Source organism: Paenarthrobacter sp. RAF54_2, assembly GCF_052113945.1.
In the GTDB taxonomy this organism is placed as follows: Bacteria; Actinomycetota; Actinomycetes; order Actinomycetales; family Micrococcaceae; genus Arthrobacter.
Map to the genome: position 1 here is coordinate 321,069 of NZ_JBFRDV010000006.1, position 20,902 is coordinate 341,970.

Here is a 20,902-nt window from a genome sequence, read left to right on the forward strand (position 1 = left end):
CTCTTTGATAACAAAACGGTTACCCTTGAAGTTCAACGACCGCTGATGATAGGTGATCCTGTGCGTTTGAAGACTGCAGCCTTGCTGGTGCTGCTGGGCCTGCTGACGATGCTGGCCGGCATTGGCCAGCTGACTTTCTGGGCCCCCGCCGAGACCGTGACGGCCTCGGTTCCCAGTGACACAAAAGCTGCCCCGCTGACCGTGATCGACCAAAAGTTGATCGCCCTCCATGACGGGCCGGTGAAGATCAAGATCCAGGGTGAAGGCAACTTCATCGTCGCTACGGGCCGCCCGGACGACGTCGAAGCCTGGGTGGGTAAAACCGCCCACAATACTCTGACTGGTGTCTCCAAGGACCAGAAGTCCCTTGAAGTGGCCTCCTCCGACGGCGAACCAACAGCTCCCTCTCCTGTCGGTTCGGATCTGTGGGTTAACACTGAAGACGCCAGTGGAGAGCTGGACTACACCTGGAATCCGCCTGCCGGAGGCGAGTGGTCCCTCCTGGTTGCCAGCGACGGAACCAAGCCCGCGCCGTCGTCCATCTCGATGACTTTCCCCAATAACGCAACCACGCCTTGGGCCGTGCCGCTCATCGTGCTTGGCATAATCATCATGCTTGCCGGCGTAGCCCTCCCGTTCATTTCCAAGGCCATCAGCAACCGCCGCAAGGGCGATGAGCACCGCAATGGTGATGACTTCGGTGGGCCCCACAGTGGCGGGGAAACCACTTCCCTGCCCGTCCAGGCGCCACCCGGCAAGGTTGATGGTCCCCGGGGCGCTGGAGCGGAAGGCTCAAGCCTGCGGATTACTGCCGTTGCCGCGGCACTCGCCACCGCCCTTGTGGGAGGTACGGCAATCGCTGCCCAGGCAACGTCCACCCCTCAGCCTGCGAACACTTCCAGCCCCTCTTCTTCCGCTTCGACGGAAGGGGACGCAGCACCTGTGATGCTCGAATCGCAGCTGCAGCGCATCCTGGAGCAGGTTGCCAGCACTGTGGACGCAGCGGATGCCGCCAAGGATGCTGCAAAGCTCGCGCCGCGCGTGGACAAGATGGAACTCCAGGTCCGCACCCAGAACTACAAGATCCGCTCTACGGTGTCTGCCTACGAGCCCCGCATGCCGGTTCGTGCCACCAAGCTCCAGAGCAGCGTCATCAGTACCAAGCGCGACTGGCCCCGTACCGTGTTCGCCCTGACCCAGGGCGAGGGCAACGTCGTGCCCCAGGTCCTGACGTTGGTTCAGCTCTCACCACGGGAAAACTACAAGCTCTGGGGCAGCGCTCCGTTGCAGCCGGGCACCAACTTTCCTTCGTTCCCCGTTCCCCGCGATGGAACCGCTCCTGCGGCCGCCGATGACAAGACCGGTCTGGCTTACAGCGGCAACGAAGCCTTGGGAATCCTCGGTGAGATGCTGACAACTCCCGACTCGCCGAACAGGAGCAAGCTGGCTGATGGTCAATCCTCGCCGTACATCGCCGGTGCCCTTGCCTACCAGGCAGACACCGTGAAGAACGGGACGAGTGCCAACTTCAAGTTCTCCCACACCCCCGTGAACAACCAGACCGTGGTGCTGCGCACAGCCGACGGCGGCGCCCTGGTTGTGGGACGCCTGGACTTCGCATTCGAAGGGACGCCGAAAGCGGCAGGGGACAAACTCATTCTTGAGGACGACTCCGCTGTCTTCGCCGGCGGCAAGGAAACCACCACCGGCATGGTCCTGAACTTCGCCGAGTCCGTGGCGGTTTACATTCCGCCGGCAGGTTCAGCTGATCCCATGAAGCTCGTAGCGGCTACCCGCGGACTTGTGGGAGCCAGCTTCAAGTAGGGCACACCCTTGGCAGGGCAGCGGCTAGAGTGGACGGTATGAGTTCGCCCGGATACCGACCCACTCCAGCCGCTGCCAGCCAGCTCAACCTGCGCGGCGCCGTCGACCTCTCGTCGTTGCGCCGGCCCGCCGCCCCACCCCAGTCACCGCCCGCAGGCGCGGCTGCCGATTCCGGTACTCCGGAATCCGGCGGATCAGGCGGAGCTGAATCGGGACGTGCACCCCTTCGCGTGGACGCTACCGAAACCAATTTTCAGGATCTGGTGCAGTTGTCCGCCCAGATACCTGTCCTCTTCCTTCTCTGGTCACGCTATGCCGCCGAATCTCCGGCCGTCCTTGACGCTGCCCAGCGCGTCGTCGAAAGCTACAGCGGTCGATTGATTCTTGCTGCCGCTGACGTGGACGCGTTCCCTCAACTCGCACAGGCCTTCCAGGTCCAGGCCGTTCCCACGGCTGTCGCCGTGGTCAAGGGCCAGCCCGTGCCGCTCTTTCAGGGTCCTGCCGACGACGAGCAGATCCGTGGCCTCGTTGATGAACTGCTCAAGGTTGCGGCGGCCAATGGCGTCACCGGGAGCATCGGCGATGCTGCGCCGGAGGGCGAAGCGGAACCAGCACCGCTGCCTCCCCTCCACCAAGCAGCCATCGACGCGATCGAGGCCGGAGACTACGGGGCGGCAGCCGCGGCCTATAAGCAGGCACTGCTGGAAATGCCTGCAGACGCCGATGCCAAAGCAGGTCTGGCGCAGGTGGAGCTGATGGCCCGGCTTGAGAAGATGTCAGCTGCCGAAGCTGAAAACCTGCGGGAACTGGCCGCACAGGAGCCCGATAACGTGCAGGCCCAGTTGGGCGTGGCCGACCTCGACGTTTCCGGCGGGCACATCGAGGATGGATTCAACCGCATCATTGCATTCATCGGCCGGAATTTCGGCCCCGAGCGCGAGACCGCCCGTCTACGCCTGCTTGATCTTTTCGAGGTAGTGGGCACCTCGGATGAGCGGGTGGCCAAAGCCCGTCAAGGGCTTGCGAGGGTTCTTTTCTAGTGCCCTCGGCGCTGTTCACACCCCTGCAGCTCCGTTCGCTGGGCACTGCGCACCGTGGGTGGGTGTCACCCATGTGCCAGTACAGTTGCACGCCGGAAACAGGTGAAGGCGTACCCAACGACTGGCACTTGATGCACCTCGGATCCTTTGCCGCCGGTGGTGCTGCTTTGATCCTGAGTGAAGCTGCTGCGGTGAATGCATCCGGCCGTATCAGCCCCAGGGACGCTGGAATGTACTCCGATGAGCAGGCAGCGGGCTGGGAGCGGATTGTGCATTTCGTTCACCGGCATGGCGCTGTCGACTGCAAGATCGGCGCCCAGCTGGCGCACGCCGGGCGTAAGGCGTCGACTTACTGGCCGTTTTCAGACCGGACCGGCTCCGTGCCAGCAGCCGACGGCGGGTGGGTCACTTTTGGTCCTGCCCAGCAGCCCTACGACGGCTATGCAGCGCCCGAAGCCATGAGCGAAGAAGACATCCAGGGAGTCATTGCCGACTTTGCTGCCGCAGCTGAGCGGGCTGTGGCCGTAGGTTTCGACACCGTGGAGATCCACGGCGCCCATGGATACCTTCTGCACCAGTTCCAAAGCCCCCTTATCAACACACGAACGGACAGTTGGGGTGGAACGGAGGACGGGCGGAACCGGTTGATGCTGGCGGTGGTGGACGCCGTGAGGGAGGTCATTCCGGACTCCATGCCACTGTTGTTGCGGATCTCCGCAACTGATTGGGCTGAAGGGGGAGTGGATGTTGACGCCTCTATCCGCCTCGCGAAGGCGGTGGCCGAACACGGTGTCGACCTCGTGGACGTCTCCAGCGGCGGGGCCGTCGCCCATCAGCAGATCAGGCCCGCTCCCGGATACCAAGCTGGATTCGCTGAACAAGTAAAACGCGACGCCGGTGTACTCACTGGTGCTGTGGGCCTTCTCACAAGTGCCACGCAGGCCGAGGATATCGTGGCGAATGGACGTGCGGATGCGGTCTTCATGGCCCGCGCTGCACTGCGGGATCCGCACTGGTGGCTYAGGGCCGCCTACGAGCTCGGACACGATATTTCCTGGGTTCCGCAGTACCAGAGGGCCATACCCCGCCACGGCTTCTAGCACCTCCCGGCACCACTGGAAGCCGGGGCTAGGCTGGTCTCATGACGGAACCGCGCCATGAGCCACTCCCCGAGCCATCCCACATTCGCCAGCCTGCACCGCAGCAATCTGCCGTTGAACCCGGGTTGTCAGCAGACCCGCACACGGACTTGCCTGTATCGGCCCTGTCCATCCGTGGCCTGGCCAAGCGGTTCGGTGGGAAGATCGCCGTCGATGGCGTCAGCCTTGAGGTTCCTGTTGGTTCGTTCTTTGGAATGGTGGGCCCGAACGGTGCCGGCAAGACGACCACGTTGTCGATGGCCACTGGGCTGCTGCGGCCGGACTTTGGCACGGCGTTGGTCCACGGCGTGGATGTTTGGGCACGGCCGCTGGAGGCCAAGAAGCTTATGGGTGTGTTGCCGGACGGCGTCCGTTTGTTTGACCGGCTGACCGGGGAACAGCTGGTCACCTACGCGGGCCTGCTCCGCGGCATGGACCGGGACGTGGTTCGCCCGCGCGTATCTGAACTGTTGGCTGCCTTGGACCTTGAAGCCGATGCCGGATCCTTGGTGGTTGACTATTCGGCCGGTATGACCAAGAAGATTGCGTTGGCTTCGGCCTTGATCCATGCTCCCCGCCTGCTGGTATTGGACGAGCCCTTTGAATCGGTGGACCCGGTATCGGCAGCCAACATCAGGGGCATCCTTGAGAGCTACGTATCTTCCGGCGGTACGGTCATCGTCTCCAGCCACGTCATGGACCTCGTGCAGCGCATGTGCAGCCATGTGGCCGTTGTGGCAGCAGGACGCGTCCTCGCAGCGGGGTCCGTGGATGAAGTACGGAACGGTTCCACGCTGGAGGAACGGTTTGTGCAATTGGTAGGCGGCGGGCACCGGACGGAGGGGCTGGAGTGGTTGCGCACCTTCTAAGCCTTAAATGGCGGTTGCTCCTGAACGGCTTCAGGCGCAGCCCGGCGCAGCTCATTGGCATGGGCATCGGGCTGTTGTATGCGCTGGGAATCATGGTCCTTTTGATTGGAGCCTTGATTGTGCTGCGCTGGGCGGACGCTGAAATCGCCCACACGGTGGTGGTATTGGGCGGGGCTGCAGCGCTGCTTGGCTGGGCAGTGGTTCCCCTTCTTGCATCCGCAGCTGACATGACGCTGGATCCCGCCCGGTTCACCACGTCTGCGATCCCACCCCGCCAGCTTCTCACGGGCCTTGCCTTGGCAGGTTTCATTGGTATCCCGGGCCTCGCCACAGCCCTTACCGCGCTTGCCACTGTTGGTACGTGGTGGCGCAGTTTTCCAGCGGTGGCGGGTGCGTTGCTGGGCGCGTTTTTGGGGGCCTTGACCTGCATAGTGTTGTCAAAAGTAGTGACGACGGCGACTGCCGGACTGGCGTCGTCCCGCCGCTTCAAGGACGTCAGCAGCCTCGTCTTTTTCATCCCGCTCATGCTGATGGGTCCCATCATCGTGGGTATCGTCGACGGCGTTCGTGGCACGGCGGATTATCTCCCTGCGCTTGCCCGTACAGTGTCCTGGACTCCTCTTGGCGCGGCCTGGTCCCTTGGTGGTGACCTTGAGGCTGGAGACGTTGCTTCCGCCGGACTGAAACTCCTCATTGCTGGGGCAACTGTTTCCGGATTGCTGCTGTGCTGGCACGCGTTGCTTCAACATGCTCTAGTGACGCCGCCGTACGCCGGAGGTTCGGCCAAGAAGGGCGGTAAGCGTGGCTTGTTCGATGTCTTGCCAGGTACGCCGGCTGGCGCGGTTGCTGCCCGCGCCTTGATTTATTGGATGAAAGACCCCCGTTATGCGGGCTCGCTGGTGGTGGTTCCACTGTTTCCTGTGATCTTCTTCTTCAGCGGGAGCCAAAGCGGCGATTACGGCATGCTCATGCTTCTCGGGCCATTGACGGCGTTTGTCATGGCGTGGTCCATCTGCGCTGATGTTTCCTATGACAACACCGCTTTTGCCCTCCATCTGGCATCGGGTGTCAGGGGTGTGGATGACCGCCTGGGCCGTGCCATGGCGTGCTTGACCATTTCGCTGCCTCTTGTGCTTCTTTTTTCCATAGGTCCGTTTTTCTTTACTGGTTCCTGGGCATGGGCTCCGAACCTGATCGGCCTGTCGCTGGGCACTTTGTTCACTGGTTTGGGGTTGTCCTCGGTGATCTCCGCGCGATACAACATTGCCGTGCCCTTGCCCGGTGACAGCCCGTTCAAGAAGCCACCCGGAAACGTTGCCCAGACACTGGCCGTGCAGATGATAGGCATGGGTGTCCTGGTTCTTTTGCTCCTCCCGCAGCTTGCGCTGATGGGAGCCCAACTGTTTACCGGCAGCGTCGTCCCTGGCTGGATTAACCTTGTGGTGGGTCCACTTGTGGGAATGGTTCTGTTGGTTGCCGGGGTGCGCCTTGGCGGTAAATGGCTGGATGCGCGGGGCCCGGAAATGTTCGCCCAGCTCAGTGTGAACCGCTAAACGCCGTAACATCCATGACCAGCTCATGGGACATGGGATAACCTCTTTCTCAATACCTCGCAATTCCTACCTAGAAAGGCTGTGACGATGGAAGTTGTCATTCTCCCTGGCACCAAGCAGATTGGCGCCTTGGCGGCAGATGCCATCGAAGCCCTTGTGCGCCGTAAGCCCAACGCAGTCCTGGGCTTGGCTACGGGTTCCTCACCATTGCCGATCTACGATGAATTGGCCCGGCGTTACGAAGCCGGGAGCGTGGACTTCAGCGAGGCACACGGTTTTGCGCTGGACGAGTACGTCGGACTTGAAGCAGGTCATCCGGAGTCGTACCGCGAGGTGATCCGGCGCGAATTTACCAACCGGGTGAATATCAAGCCTGAGAATGTGCATGGGCCGGACGGTGCTGCCGAGGACCTCGAAGCAGCCTGCCAGGCCTACGAGGATGCAATTAAAGCCGTCGGCGGCGTGGACCTCCAGATCCTGGGCGTGGGCACTGACGGCCACATTGGATTCAATGAACCCGGTTCATCGCTGGCGTCCCGCACCCGGATCAAAACCCTGATCGAGCAGACCCGCAAGGACAACGCCCGCTTTTTCAACAGCATCGACGACGTCCCGCACCATGTGGTCACCCAGGGCTTGGGCACCATCATGGATGCCCGGCACGTCATCCTGGTGGCTACAGGTGCACAAAAAGCCCAGGCAGTGCGGGACTTCGTCGAAGGACCGGTAGCTGCCATTTGCGCTGCATCCATCCTCCAGATGCATCCTCACGCCACAATTTTGGTGGACGAAGCCGCGGCGTCGTCGCTGAAGTTGGCCGATTACTACCGCCACACCTACGACAACAAGCCGGAGTGGCAGGGCCTGTAGACGGTAAGATGGATGCCATGACTACGCTTCCTCCGGATCCATTCGAAAACGACCCCATGCGCGAGCTTTCCGGAGCCGGAACGTCCACATCCACCATTGAGCGCGAGGAAACGCGCCAGGAAGTGGAGCCCGGCGACCGCGAGCGGTTCTCGCACTATGTTCGCAAGGAAAAGATCATGGAGTCGGCCATGACCGGCGAACCCGTCATTGCCCTTTGCGGCAAAGTCTGGACGCCGGGGCGCGATCCCCAGAAGTTCCCGGTCTGCCCGGAGTGCAAGGAGATCTATGAGGGTCTCCGCCCGGGCAAAGACGGTGGAGACAGCGGCCCGGGCAATTCCAAGTAGTGGGTGGGAAGAGAACACAGGTCCCTTCCGATCGTGATCGCAATGCGGTCCACTGCCGCGTGCCCGGAGAACCGGGGCTAATTTTCGCTGCCATCAGGCCGGGGGAGTCCGCATGACAGAAACATTATTTGGTGGTCCATCCCTGCCTCCGGCATACCCGGAACGCGCCGCCTGGGGTACAGCACCCAAGCTGCGCGCCTGGCAGCAAGAAGCCCTGGACCTCTACATGGCCAGGCATCCAAAGGATTTCCTTGCAGTGGCTACACCTGGCGCTGGTAAAACCACCTTTGCCTTGCGGATTGCCACCACGCTGCTGGATAGCGGCGTTGTTAACAGGATCACCATCGTTGCCCCTACGGACCATCTGAAACGGCAGTGGGCTGACGCCGCTGCCCGGGTGGGCATTGCCATCGACCCCAACTTCAAGAATTCCGACGGCCAGCATGGCCGTGGGTTCGTTGGTGTCGCTGTGACATATGCCCAGGTGGCGAGCAAGCCGATGCTGCACCGTGCCAAAACAGAAGCCGCCCGGACACTGGTCATCCTGGACGAAATCCACCACGGTGGAGAGGCCCTGTCCTGGGGTGACGGCTTGCGCGAGGCCTTTGATCCAGCGGCAAGGCGCCTTTCCCTGACCGGTACGCCGTTCCGTTCCGATACCTCACCCATCCCGTTCGTGGAATACGCCGAGGACCGCGACGGTATTCGGCGCTCCAAAGCCGATTACACGTATGGCTACGGCAATGCCCTCCGGGACCACGTGGTGCGTCCCGTGCTTTTCATGGCTTACTCAGGCCAGATGCGCTGGAGGACCAGTGCAGGTGACGAAATGGCCGCCTCCCTCGGGGAAGCGGCTGTCACCAAGGACATTACCTCGCAAGCGTGGCGTACTGCGTTGAACCCGACCGGTGAATGGATCCCGGCTGTCCTTGCCGCCGCGGATAAACGCCTTGGCGAGGTTCGCCGGACCGTCCCGGACGCCGGTGGGCTGGTTATCGCCACTGACCACGACGACGCCCGCGCCTATGCGGGGCAGCTTAAGAAGATCACCGGGCAGTCGCCCACAGTGATTCTTTCTGACGACTCGAAGGCTTCCAGCAAGATCGAGGAGTTCTCCGCGGGAGACAAACGGTGGATGGTCGCCGTCCGCATGGTGTCCGAAGGCGTGGACGTTCCGCGCCTCTCGGTGGGCGTCTACGCCACGTCCACCTCTACGCCGCTGTTTTTTGCCCAGGCCGTAGGCCGCTTTGTGCGTGCCCGCAAAAGGGGCGAGACGGCGTCGGTCTTCCTACCGTCAGTACCACCATTGATGGTGCTGGCCAACACGATGGAGGCCGAGCGCGACCACGCCCTTGACCGCCCGGAAAAGGATGAGGACGGACTTTTCAACCCGGAAGAGAACCTCATGGCCGAGGCCAACCGCGAGGACAAGGCATCGGACGAACTGACCAAGGGCAAGTTCGAAGCTCTGGACTCGCAGGCTTCCTTTGACCGCGTCCTTTTCGACGGCGGTGAATTCGGTACGGGAGCGGACATCGGCTCTGATGACGAGTTGGACTTCCTGGGCATTCCCGGACTTCTCGACGCCGAGCAAGTAGGGACGTTGCTGCGTCAGCGGCAGCACGAACAGCAATCGCGCAAAAAACGTCAGTCGCCTTTGGCTGCCGCAGCTGCACCAGCCGTACCCGACCACCGCATGCTCATGGACTTACGCAACGAACTGGCCAAAAACGTAGCAGCCTGGTCCGCCCGGACAGGCACACCGCATGGAGTGGTGCACACAAAGCTGCGCGAACTGTGCGGTGGACCTGCTGTAGCCCAGGCGAACGAGGAACAACTTCAGGCGCGCTTGCGTAAGTTGCAGGATTGGTTCATCGGCCGAAAGTAGCCGGGCTTAGCTGCGTTCAACCTCGACGCCGGCGGCTTCCATTTCGTCAAAGGTTTCAGTGAGGTCCTCGGCGATTCCGGCTGTGAGATCCGCGATGACCGTAGTGGTGTACCCGGCTTGGACAGCATCCAGGGCCGTTGCCTTGACGCAGTAGTCCGTCGCGATGCCCACGACCACCACTTCCTCGACGTCGTGGCTTTGCAACCAGTCATCGAGCCCGATTGCATCTTCATCCAGGACCTCGGCCTGGGCGGTGCCGGCCTTGAGGTCCCCGGAAGGAACATCATCCTCCGGGGCAAGGACGCCCTCAAAGCCGGAGTAAGCCGCTGTGTACTGTCCTTTACGGAAGTAAGCCTGGATGTATTCCGGGTCCAGGTCCTCGTGGAGTTCAGCTCCTTTGGTCCGGGCCCGGCAATGCGGCGGCCAGGAATCCACCATGTCCGGCTCATCGGAGAAATGGCTTCCCGGTTCGATGTGCCAATCCTGGGTGGCCACGATGTGGTCGAAATGCTGTTGGTTTGCATCCACGTACTCGGTGATGGCGCCGGCAACTGCAGCGCCTCCTTCGACGGCGAGGCTGCCGCCTTCGCAGAAGTCGTTCTGGACATCGACGATGATCAGGGCCCTGGACATCAGTTCTCCTCGTAGATGGTGGGGATGGCGGCTTCGCCGCGCTGCAGGCGGTTCACTACGGCAGGCAGTTCGGCCATGGTGGCGGCATGCCGTTCTTTGGCGCGGACCACGCCTTCGGGGCCCGTCCAGCCGGGCAGGAGTTCACCATTCTTGATGAATTGGTGCAACAACGAACGGTCGTTTCCGTCGTCCTCCGGCCGGCGACCTATTCCAACGATCTCCTGCGTAGCCCTTCCATGTTCGTTGAGCTTGCGCAGGGCGTACTTGCGTCCCCCGACGCTGGCCTTGTTCTTGGCCGCTTTAGCAACGGAGATGAACTCGCCGGCGTCGTTTGTCCTGCTCACCAGCTTGTACACCATGCTGGCGGTCGGAGCGCCGGAGCCCGTCACCAAGGACGTGCCAACCCCGTAGGAGTCCACTGGGGCGGACTGGAGGGCAGCGATGGCGAATTCGTCGAGGTCGGAGGTCACCACGATCCGGGTGTTCACGTTTCCAAGGTCGTCCAACAGTTGGCGGACCCATTGCGCCTGGGCAATCAGGTCGCCCGAGTCCAGGCGGACGGCGCCAAGTTTGTCCCCTGCGAGTTCGACGGCGGTGCGCACCGCTGCTTCGACGTCGTACGTGTCCACCAGCAGCGAGGTTCCCGGGCCGAATGCGGCGATCTGGGCTTCGAAGGCCTCGCGTTCGGTGTCATGCAGGAGGGTGAAGGAGTGCGCGGCAGTACCAACGGTCTTGATGCCGTAGCGCCGCCCGGCCTCAAGGTTGGAGGTGCTGGCGAAGCCGGCGATTACTGCGGCGCGGGCAGCCGCCGTCGCGGATTCTTCCTGGGTGCGCCGGGAACCCATTTCGATGCATGGCCGGTTACCGGCCGCCGACGTCATCCTTGACGCGGCAGAAGCGATGGCGCTGTCGTGGTTCAGGACGGAGAGGATGTAGGTCTCCAGAATGCAGGCTTCGGCAAACGTGGACTCAACGATAAGGATGGGGGAGTTGGGGAAGTAGGCGTCGCCTTCCGCGTAACCCCAGATATCTCCATTGAATTTGTAGTTGGCCAGGTAGTCCAGTGTCTCCTGGTTGACCACCTTGTTCCGCTCAAGGAACGCGAGCTCGGCCTCGCCGAAGCTGAAGTCGGCGATTCCTTCCAGGAGGCGTCCGGTTCCGCCCACCACGCCATACCGGCGGCCGTCAGGCAGACGCCGGGCGAAGGCTTCAAACACTGAGCGGCGATGCGCAGCCCCGGAGTGCAGGGCGGCCTGGAGCATCGTCAACTCGTAGTGGTCGGTGTACAAGGAAGTGGCGGGATGGTCCCAGGACGCGGCTCTACTCACGAATTCACTCTAGTGCGAGCCGCCATAGAATGGACAGATGACCCCTAGCGTTGCATTTGGCACGGACATCGATGAGCGGACGAAAGCTGTAGAGCAGACGTCCACCGATGTCCTGACTGCCCCGGACATCCCCTGGAATTTGGTGATCTGGAATGATCCCGTCAACCTCATGAGTTACGTCAGCTATGTGTTCCAGAGTTACTTCGGCTACTCCGAGTCCAAGGCACACAAGCTCATGATGGAGGTCCACAAGAAGGGCCGATCCATCGTGGCGCACGGCAGCAAGGAACAGGTTGAGCAGCACGCAGTAGCCATGCACGGCTTTGGCCTGTGGGCCACTGTGGAGAAGGCCGCAAGCGGAAACGAAGCACCCGGGAAGGGCGGCCGCCAGCGTGGCTAAGGCATTCAAATACGGACTCAAGGGAATCACCGGCTACCTGGAGCCTGCCGAACGGGATCTTTTACGTGGGCTGCTGGACGACGTCATCTCGATGCTGGAGTCCGACGCCAGGGAGAACGAGGACCCGCTGGCCGCCTTGATCGGCCTGGACATGGACGTGAAGCAACCGAGCGATCGCGCCTTGTTGCGGCTTCTGCCGAACGTCATGAAGGACGACGACGGCGGCTCGCTTGAGTTCCGGCAATTGACCGAACGCTCGGTGCGGGAAAACAAGATTGGCGCCTTGAAGGCCACGGCGATGGGCCTGGACAAGGACGATCTTGTGCTGACCCCGGAGGACGCAACGCGCTGGTCCATGGCCCTGAATGATGTTCGCCTGGTTTTGGCTGAACGCCTGGACATCCGTGACGAGGCGGACGCCGAGCACATCCACAGCATGCAGGACTGGAGCCAGGCGGAGGATGTGGAGAGTTACCTGGCATTGGTCTACAACTTCACCACCTGGCTTCAGGAGTCGCTGGTGCAATCGATGATGGCGGCCAGGCAGGCAAAATCCTGATCGCGGAGGCCATCGCCGGGCCCACCTGTGTGACACATCAGACACGAGGCGGAGGCCACAGGTAATGGCCGCAACACAGGGGAAGCCTTATTCTCGAATAATCATGACTTCAGCATCTGGCAGTTCAACGGGCGGCAGTTCAACAGGGGTGTCCAATGAGCTCATGGGATCCCGCCCGATTGGTGTCTTTGATTCCGGCGTTGGTGGGTTGACGGTAGCTCGCTCCATCATCGATCAGCTCCCCAACGAATCGATCCTGTACGTGGGGGATACCGCCAACGGACCCTATGGCCCGCTGCCCATCGCCGAAGTCCGGGCCAACGCCCTGGGCGTCATGGACGAGTTGGTGGATTCCGGCGTGAAGCTTCTGACCATTGCCTGTAACTCTGCTTCGGCCGCAGTTCTCCGGGATGCGCGTGAACGCTATACGGCGCGTTACGGGATCCCTGTTATTGAGGTCATTCAACCCGCTGTGCGCAGGGCTGTCGCGGCCACCCGTTCCGGCAGGATCGGCGTTATTGGGACATCAGCCACAGTAGGTTCGCGCGCCTATGAGGACACGTTCGCGGCAGCCCCGGATCTTGCCATCACCTCCGTGGCTTGCCCCGCCTTCGTGAACTTCGTTGAAGCCGGCATCACCACAGGCCCGGATCTCCTGGCAGCCGCCAATGAGTATCTGGAGCCACTGAAACACGCTGGTGTGGACACCGTGGTGCTCGGGTGCACGCACTACCCCCTCTTGACCGGAGTGATCTCGTTCGTCATGGGCGAGGACGTGACCCTGGTATCCAGCGCGGAGGAAACTGCCAAGGACGTCTACCGTGCCTTGGCCACTCACGGTATCCAGCGAACCGACACAAGTGCCCCCAGCCATGAGTTCATCGCAACGGGCGATGCCGTTCAATTTGAAACACTCGCCCGCCGCTTCCTGGGCCCCGAGGTCCTGTCCGTCAAACACGTTGACCACGTGGCTGCCCAATATCCCACCGGCAGCCTGGCGCGCATCACCCCGGAAATGTTGGAAGCAGCACGGGGAGGGGCTGGACTGTCCCGCCGCTCCTACTTCGTACAACCGGACAACGGACCCAGCCCCGCTTCCAGTGCTGTCCCAGGACGTGGCCTGTGAAACTGACCATCGTGGGCTGTACTGGTTCCTTTCCCGGTCCCGGCTCGCCGGCGTCGTGCTATCTGGTGACTGCGCACGACGGTGAGCGGGAATGGAAGATCGTGATGGATCTCGGGAGCGGGGCGTTGGGCGCCATCCAGCGTTACACGGATCTTGAGGACATCGACGCCATATTCCTCACGCACCTGCACCCGGACCATTGCATGGACCTGTGTGGCCTCCACGTAGCAGTCCGGTGGAAGCCCGGCGGTTGGGGTCGGGACCGGATTCCCGTGTGGGGGCCGGCAGCAACCGCGGACAGGATGGCAACAGCCTATGGGCTGGACCTGGATCCGGGCATGCATGAGGAGTTCGACTTTACCCATTGGGCCGAACAGAAGCCTGTCACCGTTGGCCCCTTCACGGTGACGCCCTACGGCGTCAACCATCCCGTGGAAGAAGCCTACGCATTGCGAGTCACGGCAACGGAACCAGGCAAGGATGGAACGCCCATAACCCGGGTACTGACATATTCGGGGGACACCGATTCGTGCCAGGGGCTGGAGGAGGCAGCCAGTGGCGCTGACTTGTTCCTGTGCGAGGCCGCGTTCGAGGAAGGCCGCGACGACGCCATCAAGGACGTGCACCTGACGGGCAAGCGCGCCGGGGAAGCCGCCATGAACGCCGGAGCCAAGCGCCTGCTTCTGACTCATATTCCGGTGTGGACTTCGCAGACCAAGGTAATGTCCGAGGCCAAACCGGTGTTTTCCGGGGACGTTGCCGTTGCCGTTGCCGGGGTCCACTACACAATCTAGGTCGCATCGAGATGGTGACGCGCGCGCCTGACCCACTGTACGGCGTCGGGCGTTGTCCCATCCTCGCTAAGCTTGAAGCATGACTTCTGAAGCTACAGCCACACCCGTTATCCGCGCCGACGGCCGGACTCCCGATCAACTGCGCCCCATCAGCATCACCCGCGGCTGGTCCAAGCAGGCTGAGGGCTCTGCGCTCATCGAGTTCGGCAACACCCGGGTATTGTGCACGGCTTCCTTGACCGAAGGCGTTCCCCGCTGGCTCAAGGGCGAGGGCCGTGGCTGGGTTACCGCCGAATACGCGATGCTTCCCCGCGCTACGAACACCCGATCCGATCGTGAGTCCGTGAAGGGCAAGATCGGGGGACGAACGCATGAGATCTCCCGCCTCATTGGCCGTTCGCTGCGCTCCATCATCGATACCAAAGCGCTGGGCGAGAACACGATCGTCCTGGACTGCGATGTCCTGCAGGCCGACGGCGGTACCCGCACCGCCGCCATCACAGGTGCTTATGTGGCGCTTGCCGAGGCGATCCGCTTTGCCCGCGAAAACAAGCTGATCGCCCGTAATGCCCAGCCGCTGGTGGACACGATTGCTGCCGTTTCGGTGGGCATCATCGATGGCGTGCCCATGCTTGACCTTCCGTACGTCGAGGACGTACGCGCTGAAACCGACATGAACGTGGTGGTCACCGGATCCGGCAAGTTTGTGGAGGTCCAGGGCACTGCCGAGGGCGCCCCGTTCGACCGCGATGAACTCAACGCCTTGCTGGACCTCGCCCTGATCGGCACGGGCCAGCTGGCGGCTATCCAGCGTGAGACGCTGGCGGAAGCTCCGTGAGCAGCGACGGCGCCGCGGTTGCCGGTGCATCCAGTGCAGATGCAGCCGGTGCAGATCCAGCCAGTGCTCCGCGGCTTGTCCTCGCAACCCACAACCAGGGAAAGCTGAAGGAACTCCGCGAGCTGCTTCGCGGTCAGGTTCCAGGGCTCGACGTCGATACCCAGGTGGTAGATGCAGCTGCGGTTGGTGCGCCGGACGTAGCCGAAACCGGGGTCACTTTTGCTGAGAATTCACTCCTGAAGGCGCGTGCCGTGGCTGAGGCAACGGGTTTGGTGGCCATCGCGGACGACTCGGGCCTTGCCGTTGATGTCCTCGGCGGCGCGCCAGGCATCTTCTCCGCCCGTTGGTCAGGGAAGCATGGGGACGATGCAGCGAACCTGCGGTTGCTGCTCGCCCAACTCTCCGACGTGCCGGACGCCTTCCGCGGGGCAGCTTTTGTCTGCGCGGCCGCCTTGGCAGTGCCCGGAGCAGATGGGGTCACCCACGAAACGGTTGAGTACGGTCAGCTCGAAGGTACGCTGTTGCGCGAGCCACGGGGTGAGCGTGGGTTCGGGTATGACCCCGTGCTCCAGCCGGTGGGAATGGACCGCAGCTGCGCCGAGCTGACATCCGAGGAAAAGAACGCCATCAGCCATCGAGGCCAGGCATTCCGGGCTTTGCTCCCCGCGATCGTTGCTGCACTCTCGGGTGTTCATTCCAGTTAGAAGTACAACGAAGAAAGGCACCCCGCCTTGCGCGGGGTGCCTTCTCCTGTATGGCATCAAGTGCGGGAGGCTTACTTCTCGCGGTGCTTTCCGCCTTCGTGCTCCTCGATGAATTCCTCCAGGGGGTTGCTGCCTTCCGTGGCAGCCTTACGCTTGGCCACGACGCCGCGGGTTACCTCGATGATGATGGGAATGACCGAGATCAGGACAATGACGATGAAGATGATGTCCAGGTTGCTGCTGACCCACGGAACGCGGTCACCCAGAAGGTATCCAAGCAAGGTGACGCCGCCGCCCCAGAATGTGGCGCCGATGACGTTGAAGAGGAAGAACTTGCGTTTGTCCATCTGGGCCACGCCGACAATCACCGGAACGAAGGTACGGATGATGGGGACAAAGCGGGCAAGGATCAGGGCCTTGCCGCCGTGCTTTTCAAAGAAGGCGTGGGCGCTTTCGACATTTTCTTTCTTGAACAGCCTGGAGTCCGGGCGGTTGAAGATCGCAGGGCCGGCCTTTGAGCCAATGAGGTAGCCGGTTTGGTTGCCAATGATCGCAGAAACGATGATGAGGGCCGCCAATGCCCAGATGTTGAACTTGATGGTGTCTGTAGCTACAAGAAGGCCAGCGGTAAACAGCATGGAATCGCCGGGCAGGAAGAAGCCCACCAGCAGGCCGGTTTCGGCAAAGACAATGCCGCAAACCAGCAGCACGACCCACGGCGCCAAGGCTGGATCAGCCAGGAAGACCTGGGGGTTCAGCCAGTCGGGCAGGAACGAGGCCATGGGTGGACGCACCGGTCCTGCGCCTCCGAAAGTGGATACGGCTAAATCGCTCATCGCAGTAAAGATCACCTATCAAGCCTACTGGACGGCCGTCGTCGGGCAGGAAAGGCCGCCCCGCCGCGGAAATCGGCAAGAGCGCACCCTTTGCGCCTGTAACCTTGTCCAGTGGCATTGGACTTTACGGCGATCGACTTTGAAACAGCCAACGGCTTCAGGGGGTCGCCGTGTTCGGTTGGCCTCAGCAAAGTCCGTGGCGGTGTGGTGGTGGAAGAAGCTTCCTGGCTCATGCGGCCGCCGGAGAACCATGACCACTTCGAGTTTCACAACACCCGCATTCACGGCATCCGTGCCGAAGATGTTGCCGGCCGTCCCAGGTTCGGGGACCTCTTCCCTGAAATTGGCGCCTTCATCGGCAAGGATGTTCTAGCGGCACACAACGCAGCCTTTGATCTCGGCGTTATCCGATCCGGCTTGGAGGTTTCCGGGCTTGCGGGCCCAGCTTACGAATACGTCTGCACCGTGATGCTGTCCCGCCGCTGCTACTCCTTGGTGTCCAACTCCCTGCCGTATGCAGCGGAGGAAGCTGGAGTACCCCTGGTCAACCACCACGATGCCGCCGAGGACGCACGCGCCTGTGCAGGAATCCTGGTGGACATCGCCCGTCGGAACAACGCCAACAGCATCGCCGAACTCTATCTTTCGCTGGGTCTCACGTTGCCCAGGCAACCTGCCTTCGATCCCATGAACGGCCTCTCCAAGCCCACCCTTGCCGCTCTCGCAGGCAAGGCTCTCGCAGGCACGGGGTCCGCGGGTAAGAAGGCAGGCAGCCCCGCGGAGCAGACCCTGGACGGTGCCTTGAACGGTTTCGGTCGTCCATTCTCGGCGTGGCCGGAGGAAGGCCCTAATCCTCTGCCGAATCCCACAGCCGAACCGGGGCATCCATTGTTCGGCCAGACGGTGGTCTTCACGGGCGACCTCATCATGACCCGTCCCGAGGCTAAGTCACGTGCTGCAGAGATGGGTGCAAGGCCTGAAAGCAGGGTGACCGCACGCACTACTGTCCTTGTGGTGGGCGACGGGTTCGTGGCAGGAGACCTGCGAGCTGGACGGCTTACAGGAAAGGCGAAGCGGGTTTTGGAACTCCACGCGAAAGGTCAGCAGATCGAGGTTGTCTCGGAAGGGGAATTCCTGCAAATGGTGGGCGGGAACTAGCGCGCCTGAGTGGGCGGCAGATCAGCCTGTAGTGACAGCGAGTAGCCGGTCCGCCATTCCACGAATGACCTCCGTGCCTTCCAGCGCCCCGAGCCACTGGCCAGGAAGGCATGCTTCGCCGTAGTAGGCGCCCAGGATGTTTCCCGCGATGGAACCAGTGGAATCGCTGTCCCCACTGTGGTTGATGGCCACCGCGACAGCCTTGCGGAAATGCTCCGTCGGCTCACTCCCTTGCGTGGACAGGACGGCATAAAGCCCGACGGCGAGTGCCTCCTCCGCCACCCAGCCCTCACCCAGAGTGGTTACCAGCTTTTCAGGACTGAGGGGAGTGGGCTCCAATGACAACCTCAATGCCGTTTCCAAACGTTCAGGGAGTTCGGGGGCTTTGGTGGGCACGCCGCTCACGTAATCCAGGGCGGCCGTAGCTGCCGTGTGGATGTCGCTGCCAGCCACAATATTGTGGATCAATAAGCTGAAGGCAGCAGCGCTCAACCGCGCTGATGGGTGTCCATGCGTCAACGATGCAGCATCTGAACTGAGTTTGTAGACGGCTTCACGGGAGATATGGGGTACGAGTCCAAAGGGTGCTGAACGCATGACAGTGCCGCAACCCTTGGAATCGGGATTGACTGGCCTGGCCACAGTGCCCATTTCTCCTGAAGCCAATCCGCTGAGGCACGTGTTTCCCGGGGCCCGACGATGGCGCAGGACTTCCTGGCCATCAATCCACCGCGGTTGTGGAACGGGAGCGGAAGGGGAAACGGCGACGTCCTGGGTTGCGAGCCAGCGAAGGTAGGCCAGCCAAAGGCAGGCGATCTCGTCGGCCGCGACACCGTCATTGGCCCATTCGAGGGCGTCCACCAGCCCATCCACTGTGTACAGCGTCATTTGCGTGTCGTCCGAAAACTGGCCGACGGCGTCGAGCTGGTCAAAGGACGTGAGCCCGGCGGAACCGTAACGGGCACGAATTGCATCAAGCCGGTCGAACTCCACTGCGTAGCCAAGGGAGTCACCCAACGCCCCTCCCAGCAGCGTCCCGTGGACTCGGGATTCAAACGACGGGGCGGCGGGGGAGGACGCTTCAACACTCATGCCATCAACTTACCGCGCCCTGCTACATGGGTACGCAACCGATGTGAACAGCCGCTGATATGGTGGGGAGGCTGCCCAGCACTAGGAAAACTTGGAGAGACGACGTGCGTGAACCGGCTTGGCGACGAACAGGCAAGACACCTGACTACAGGTTCTCCTTGGCGAACGAACGCACCTTTCTTGCCTGGATCCGTACTTCTTTGGCATTGCTGGCAGGGTCTATTGCCATTGATCAGTTGGCGCCGAACATTGCCCCGCAGCCTGTAAGGATCGTCCTCTGTGTCCTCCTGTCCCTTATCGGAGCAGGCCTGGCTGCGCTGTCCTACCGCAGGTGGGGGCAGATGGAAGCTGCCATGCGCAACGACGAAGCCTTGCCGTTCTCTTGGGTCATGCTGCTCATGACGATCGTGGTGGCCGTGGCGGCATGCGCTTTCGCCGTGTTGATTTTGGTGGCGCGATGACCAGGCTTGCGCGATGAGCAGGCGGGCGAGTTGACCATGGACGTCCGTGATCCTGGCCTTCAGCCTGAACGGACCACATTGGCTTGGCGGCGCACCCTCATTTCGCTCGTGGTGGTGGACCTGTTCATCTGGCGCAGTTGGCTTACCTCCGAGCCCTCCACCGGCCGTGTGATTGCGGGCCTTCCGGGGCTGGATTATCAAGGAATCTGCGCCCTCATGGCTGCTGCCGCCACCATTGTCCTGGCTTGTGTCGTGTGGGTCCGCTCACGGCAGCTTCATGCTGGAAACGAAGCAGCTTCGGCACGACTCATCTTTGTCAGCACCCTTGCCGTGATAGGGCTGGGCGGAACGGCGATCGCCGCCATCGCCTTGGGCGGCTAAGCTCGGATCGGGACTCAGCAAGGACTCAGCAACTGTTCAGACTCAACTGGCAGGATGCTCAAGGGCCGTCCCAAAACCAATCGTAAGGAACCATTCGACATGACCTCTCCTATGCAAACCACGACCGACCACGAACCGGGGCTGTTCGCGCGGCTGTCGGCTGAAGCCGTCGGTTCGATGTTCGTAGTGCTCGTGGCCGTGGGTGTGTCGATCTTCTCGAACCCTTCCTCAGCGCCCCTACCCGCAGCCCTTGCGACCGGCCTGACAGTGACAGTTGCCATGCTTGCGTTCGGTCATGTTTCCGGCGGTCACTTCAATCCAATAATCACGCTGGGCAACCTGATTGCCGGCCGTATCCGCGCGGTGGCGGCTGTTGCCTACCTTGCGGCTCAAATCATCGGCAGCGTGATCGGCGCAGCTCTGGCCTACGTAGTGGTTCTCACGGTTCCGGTCTTGACGGATGCGCGGGCTGCCTTCGGCTCTGTGGCAGCGGGTTATGGCGAGCATGCTGCTGCCCAAACCCAGATGGCAGGGGTCTTGATCGTTGAGGTTGTTGGCTCCGCCTTGCTGGTTGCGGTATTCCTTGGAGCGACTGCCGGACGCCGTGCCTTTCCTGCCGTGGCTCCCTTTGCTGTAGGCCTTTGCGTCGCCGTGTTGCTGCAGTTTGGCCAGGTCCTTGGCAACCTTCCGTTTAATCCCGCACGCGCAACTGCGCTGGCTTTCTTCAGCCCTTCCTGGGCCTTGGGTGGATTGTGGCTCTTCTGGGTTGCTCCACTCATGGGGGCCGCACTGGCCGGACTGGCCTTCCGTGGCTTTGGCTACGCCTCCGCGGATTCCAACGTCGCAGATGACGTGCCGTTGACGTCAGTCCCAACCAGCGAGGATGAGCACCTGGATGTGGATGACACAGACGATTTCCGGGCAGAGGCAGAGGCAGAGGCAGAGGCAGAGGAAGTGGAGACCAGCACCGTTCGGAAAGAAGCTGCCGCAGATGACGCACGCGACTTCTTTGACGGAAAGAAGGGCTAGCAGCCGGACAGGATCGACGCCGGACGGCCTGTCTGC

At 62.0% G+C, this 20,902-nt stretch carries 22 protein-coding genes; 18 read left to right on the forward strand and 4 right to left on the reverse strand.

Features of this window, described 5'->3' with window-relative positions:
- Positions 1 to 45 precede the first annotated feature (45 nt).
- The 8 genes from AB4Y87_RS08045 to AB4Y87_RS08080 all read left to right on the forward strand — a co-directional run bounded on the left by AB4Y87_RS08045 (position 46) and on the right by AB4Y87_RS08080 (position 9,527).
- Entirely contained in the window at positions 46 to 1,824 is a 1,779-nt protein-coding gene (locus AB4Y87_RS08045) for a hypothetical protein (protein ID WP_442003859.1), read from the forward strand.
- Positions 1,825 to 1,862: 38 nt separating this feature from the next.
- Positions 1,863 to 2,864: a co-chaperone YbbN gene (locus AB4Y87_RS08050; RefSeq protein WP_442003860.1), complete on the forward strand. Its 1,002-nt coding sequence runs from the start codon at positions 1,863 to 1,865 to the stop codon at positions 2,862 to 2,864.
- Positions 2,864 to 3,964, forward strand: coding sequence for an NADH:flavin oxidoreductase/NADH oxidase (locus AB4Y87_RS08055; RefSeq protein ID WP_442003861.1), 1,101 nt, complete (start codon positions 2,864 to 2,866; stop codon positions 3,962 to 3,964). The genes AB4Y87_RS08050 and AB4Y87_RS08055 overlap by 1 nt, the downstream gene beginning before the upstream one ends.
- A gap of 41 nt (positions 3,965 to 4,005) precedes the next feature.
- A complete protein-coding gene (locus tag AB4Y87_RS08060) occupies positions 4,006 to 4,872 on the forward strand; it encodes an ABC transporter ATP-binding protein (RefSeq protein WP_442003862.1) in 867 nt (288 codons plus the stop codon).
- Entirely contained in the window at positions 4,854 to 6,425 is a 1,572-nt protein-coding gene (locus AB4Y87_RS08065; RefSeq protein WP_442003863.1) for a transporter, read from the forward strand. Before AB4Y87_RS08060 ends, AB4Y87_RS08065 begins: the two co-directional genes overlap by 19 nt.
- A gap of 87 nt (positions 6,426 to 6,512) precedes the next feature.
- The gene (nagB, locus tag AB4Y87_RS08070; protein ID WP_442003864.1) at positions 6,513 to 7,295 is read left to right on the forward strand and encodes a glucosamine-6-phosphate deaminase; all 783 of its coding nucleotides are present in this window, start codon (positions 6,513 to 6,515) and stop codon (positions 7,293 to 7,295) included.
- An 8-nt stretch (positions 7,296 to 7,303) separates the two neighbouring features.
- Complete coding sequence (locus tag AB4Y87_RS08075) at positions 7,304 to 7,639, forward strand: DUF3039 domain-containing protein (protein ID WP_431120260.1); 336 nt, start codon at positions 7,304 to 7,306, stop codon at positions 7,637 to 7,639.
- A 112-nt stretch (positions 7,640 to 7,751) separates the two neighbouring features.
- Positions 7,752 to 9,527: a DEAD/DEAH box helicase gene (locus AB4Y87_RS08080; protein ID WP_442003865.1), complete on the forward strand. Its 1,776-nt coding sequence runs from the start codon at positions 7,752 to 7,754 to the stop codon at positions 9,525 to 9,527.
- A gap of 6 nt (positions 9,528 to 9,533) precedes the next feature.
- Here AB4Y87_RS08080 and AB4Y87_RS08085 read toward each other — a convergent pair whose 3' ends face one another.
- Entirely contained in the window at positions 9,534 to 10,160 is a 627-nt protein-coding gene (locus AB4Y87_RS08085) for an isochorismatase family protein (protein WP_442003866.1), read from the reverse strand.
- Entirely contained in the window at positions 10,160 to 11,488 is a 1,329-nt protein-coding gene (locus tag AB4Y87_RS08090) for a nicotinate phosphoribosyltransferase (protein ID WP_442003867.1), read from the reverse strand. Before AB4Y87_RS08090 ends, AB4Y87_RS08085 begins: the two co-directional genes overlap by 1 nt.
- A 37-nt stretch (positions 11,489 to 11,525) precedes the next feature.
- Between AB4Y87_RS08090 and clpS the strand changes: the two genes are divergently transcribed.
- The 6 genes from clpS (at position 11,526) to rdgB (ending at position 15,909) form a co-directional block, all read left to right on the forward strand.
- Positions 11,526 to 11,888 (forward strand): ATP-dependent Clp protease adapter ClpS, encoded by a 363-nt coding sequence (gene clpS, locus AB4Y87_RS08095; protein ID WP_442003868.1) that lies wholly within the window; start codon positions 11,526 to 11,528, stop codon positions 11,886 to 11,888.
- Positions 11,881 to 12,447, forward strand: a complete 567-nt coding sequence (locus AB4Y87_RS08100; RefSeq protein ID WP_442003869.1) for a DUF2017 domain-containing protein — start codon at positions 11,881 to 11,883, stop codon at positions 12,445 to 12,447. Before clpS ends, AB4Y87_RS08100 begins: the two co-directional genes overlap by 8 nt.
- Positions 12,448 to 12,511: 64 nt before the next feature.
- Positions 12,512 to 13,573, forward strand: coding sequence for a glutamate racemase (gene murI / locus AB4Y87_RS08105; protein WP_442003870.1), 1,062 nt, complete (start codon positions 12,512 to 12,514; stop codon positions 13,571 to 13,573).
- On the forward strand, positions 13,570 to 14,367 hold the full coding sequence (locus AB4Y87_RS08110) for an MBL fold metallo-hydrolase (RefSeq protein ID WP_442003871.1): 798 nt from the start codon (positions 13,570 to 13,572) through the stop codon (positions 14,365 to 14,367). Before murI ends, AB4Y87_RS08110 begins: the two co-directional genes overlap by 4 nt.
- Positions 14,368 to 14,446: 79 nt before the next feature.
- The gene (rph, locus tag AB4Y87_RS08115) at positions 14,447 to 15,205 is read left to right on the forward strand and encodes a ribonuclease PH (protein WP_442003872.1); all 759 of its coding nucleotides are present in this window, start codon (positions 14,447 to 14,449) and stop codon (positions 15,203 to 15,205) included.
- Positions 15,202 to 15,909: an RdgB/HAM1 family non-canonical purine NTP pyrophosphatase gene (gene rdgB, locus AB4Y87_RS08120; RefSeq protein WP_442003873.1), complete on the forward strand. Its 708-nt coding sequence runs from the start codon at positions 15,202 to 15,204 to the stop codon at positions 15,907 to 15,909. Before rph ends, rdgB begins: the two co-directional genes overlap by 4 nt.
- Positions 15,910 to 15,980: 71 nt before the next feature.
- Here the strand turns inward: rdgB and AB4Y87_RS08125 are convergent, their stop codons facing one another.
- Positions 15,981 to 16,745: a DedA family protein gene (locus AB4Y87_RS08125; RefSeq protein WP_442003986.1), complete on the reverse strand. Its 765-nt coding sequence runs from the start codon at positions 16,743 to 16,745 to the stop codon at positions 15,981 to 15,983.
- 111 nt (positions 16,746 to 16,856) lie between these two features.
- Here AB4Y87_RS08125 and AB4Y87_RS08130 point away from each other — a divergent pair, with 111 nt between their 5' ends.
- On the forward strand, positions 16,857 to 17,903 hold the full coding sequence (locus tag AB4Y87_RS08130; protein WP_442003874.1) for an exonuclease domain-containing protein: 1,047 nt from the start codon (positions 16,857 to 16,859) through the stop codon (positions 17,901 to 17,903).
- A 21-nt stretch (positions 17,904 to 17,924) separates the two neighbouring features.
- On the opposite strand, the gene AB4Y87_RS08135 is transcribed toward AB4Y87_RS08130, so the two are convergent.
- On the reverse strand, positions 17,925 to 18,995 hold the full coding sequence (locus AB4Y87_RS08135) for an ADP-ribosylglycohydrolase family protein (protein ID WP_442003875.1): 1,071 nt from the start codon (positions 18,993 to 18,995) through the stop codon (positions 17,925 to 17,927).
- Between the two features lie 104 nt (positions 18,996 to 19,099).
- On the opposite strand from AB4Y87_RS08135, the gene AB4Y87_RS08140 reads away from it, so the two are divergent.
- From AB4Y87_RS08140 to AB4Y87_RS08150, 3 genes are all read left to right on the forward strand, one after another.
- Positions 19,100 to 19,456, forward strand: a complete 357-nt coding sequence (locus tag AB4Y87_RS08140; protein WP_442003876.1) for a YidH family protein — start codon at positions 19,100 to 19,102, stop codon at positions 19,454 to 19,456.
- A 6-nt stretch (positions 19,457 to 19,462) separates the two neighbouring features.
- Positions 19,463 to 19,837: a DUF202 domain-containing protein gene (locus tag AB4Y87_RS08145; protein WP_442003877.1), complete on the forward strand. Its 375-nt coding sequence runs from the start codon at positions 19,463 to 19,465 to the stop codon at positions 19,835 to 19,837.
- A gap of 99 nt (positions 19,838 to 19,936) precedes the next feature.
- Positions 19,937 to 20,866, forward strand: a complete 930-nt coding sequence (locus AB4Y87_RS08150; RefSeq protein WP_442003878.1) for an MIP/aquaporin family protein — start codon at positions 19,937 to 19,939, stop codon at positions 20,864 to 20,866.
- Positions 20,867 to 20,902 lie beyond the last annotated feature (36 nt).

What these genes read in the sequence shown, in the direction of transcription:
- AB4Y87_RS08045 (WP_442003859.1), top strand. Translation starts at nt 46, where the DNA reads ATGATAGGTGATCCTGTGCGTTTGAAGACTGCAGCCTTGCTGGTGCTG.
- AB4Y87_RS08050 (WP_442003860.1), top strand. Translation starts at nt 1,863, where the DNA reads ATGAGTTCGCCCGGATACCGACCCACTCCAGCCGCTGCCAGCCAGCTC.
- AB4Y87_RS08060 (WP_442003862.1), top strand. Translation starts at nt 4,006, where the DNA reads ATGACGGAACCGCGCCATGAGCCACTCCCCGAGCCATCCCACATTCGC.
- nagB (WP_442003864.1), top strand. Translation starts at nt 6,513, where the DNA reads ATGGAAGTTGTCATTCTCCCTGGCACCAAGCAGATTGGCGCCTTGGCG.
- AB4Y87_RS08075 (WP_431120260.1), top strand. Translation starts at nt 7,304, where the DNA reads ATGGATGCCATGACTACGCTTCCTCCGGATCCATTCGAAAACGACCCC.
- AB4Y87_RS08080 (WP_442003865.1), top strand. Translation starts at nt 7,752, where the DNA reads ATGACAGAAACATTATTTGGTGGTCCATCCCTGCCTCCGGCATACCCG.
- AB4Y87_RS08085 (WP_442003866.1), bottom strand. Translation starts at nt 10,160, where the DNA reads ATGTCCAGGGCCCTGATCATCGTCGATGTCCAGAACGACTTCTGCGAA.
- clpS (WP_442003868.1), top strand. Translation starts at nt 11,526, where the DNA reads ATGACCCCTAGCGTTGCATTTGGCACGGACATCGATGAGCGGACGAAA.
- murI (WP_442003870.1), top strand. Translation starts at nt 12,512, where the DNA reads ATGGCCGCAACACAGGGGAAGCCTTATTCTCGAATAATCATGACTTCA.
- rph (WP_442003872.1), top strand. Translation starts at nt 14,447, where the DNA reads ATGACTTCTGAAGCTACAGCCACACCCGTTATCCGCGCCGACGGCCGG.
- AB4Y87_RS08125 (WP_442003986.1), bottom strand. Translation starts at nt 16,745, where the DNA reads ATGAGCGATTTAGCCGTATCCACTTTCGGAGGCGCAGGACCGGTGCGT.
- AB4Y87_RS08135 (WP_442003875.1), bottom strand. Translation starts at nt 18,995, where the DNA reads ATGAGTGTTGAAGCGTCCTCCCCCGCCGCCCCGTCGTTTGAATCCCGA.
- AB4Y87_RS08150 (WP_442003878.1), top strand. Translation starts at nt 19,937, where the DNA reads ATGACCTCTCCTATGCAAACCACGACCGACCACGAACCGGGGCTGTTC.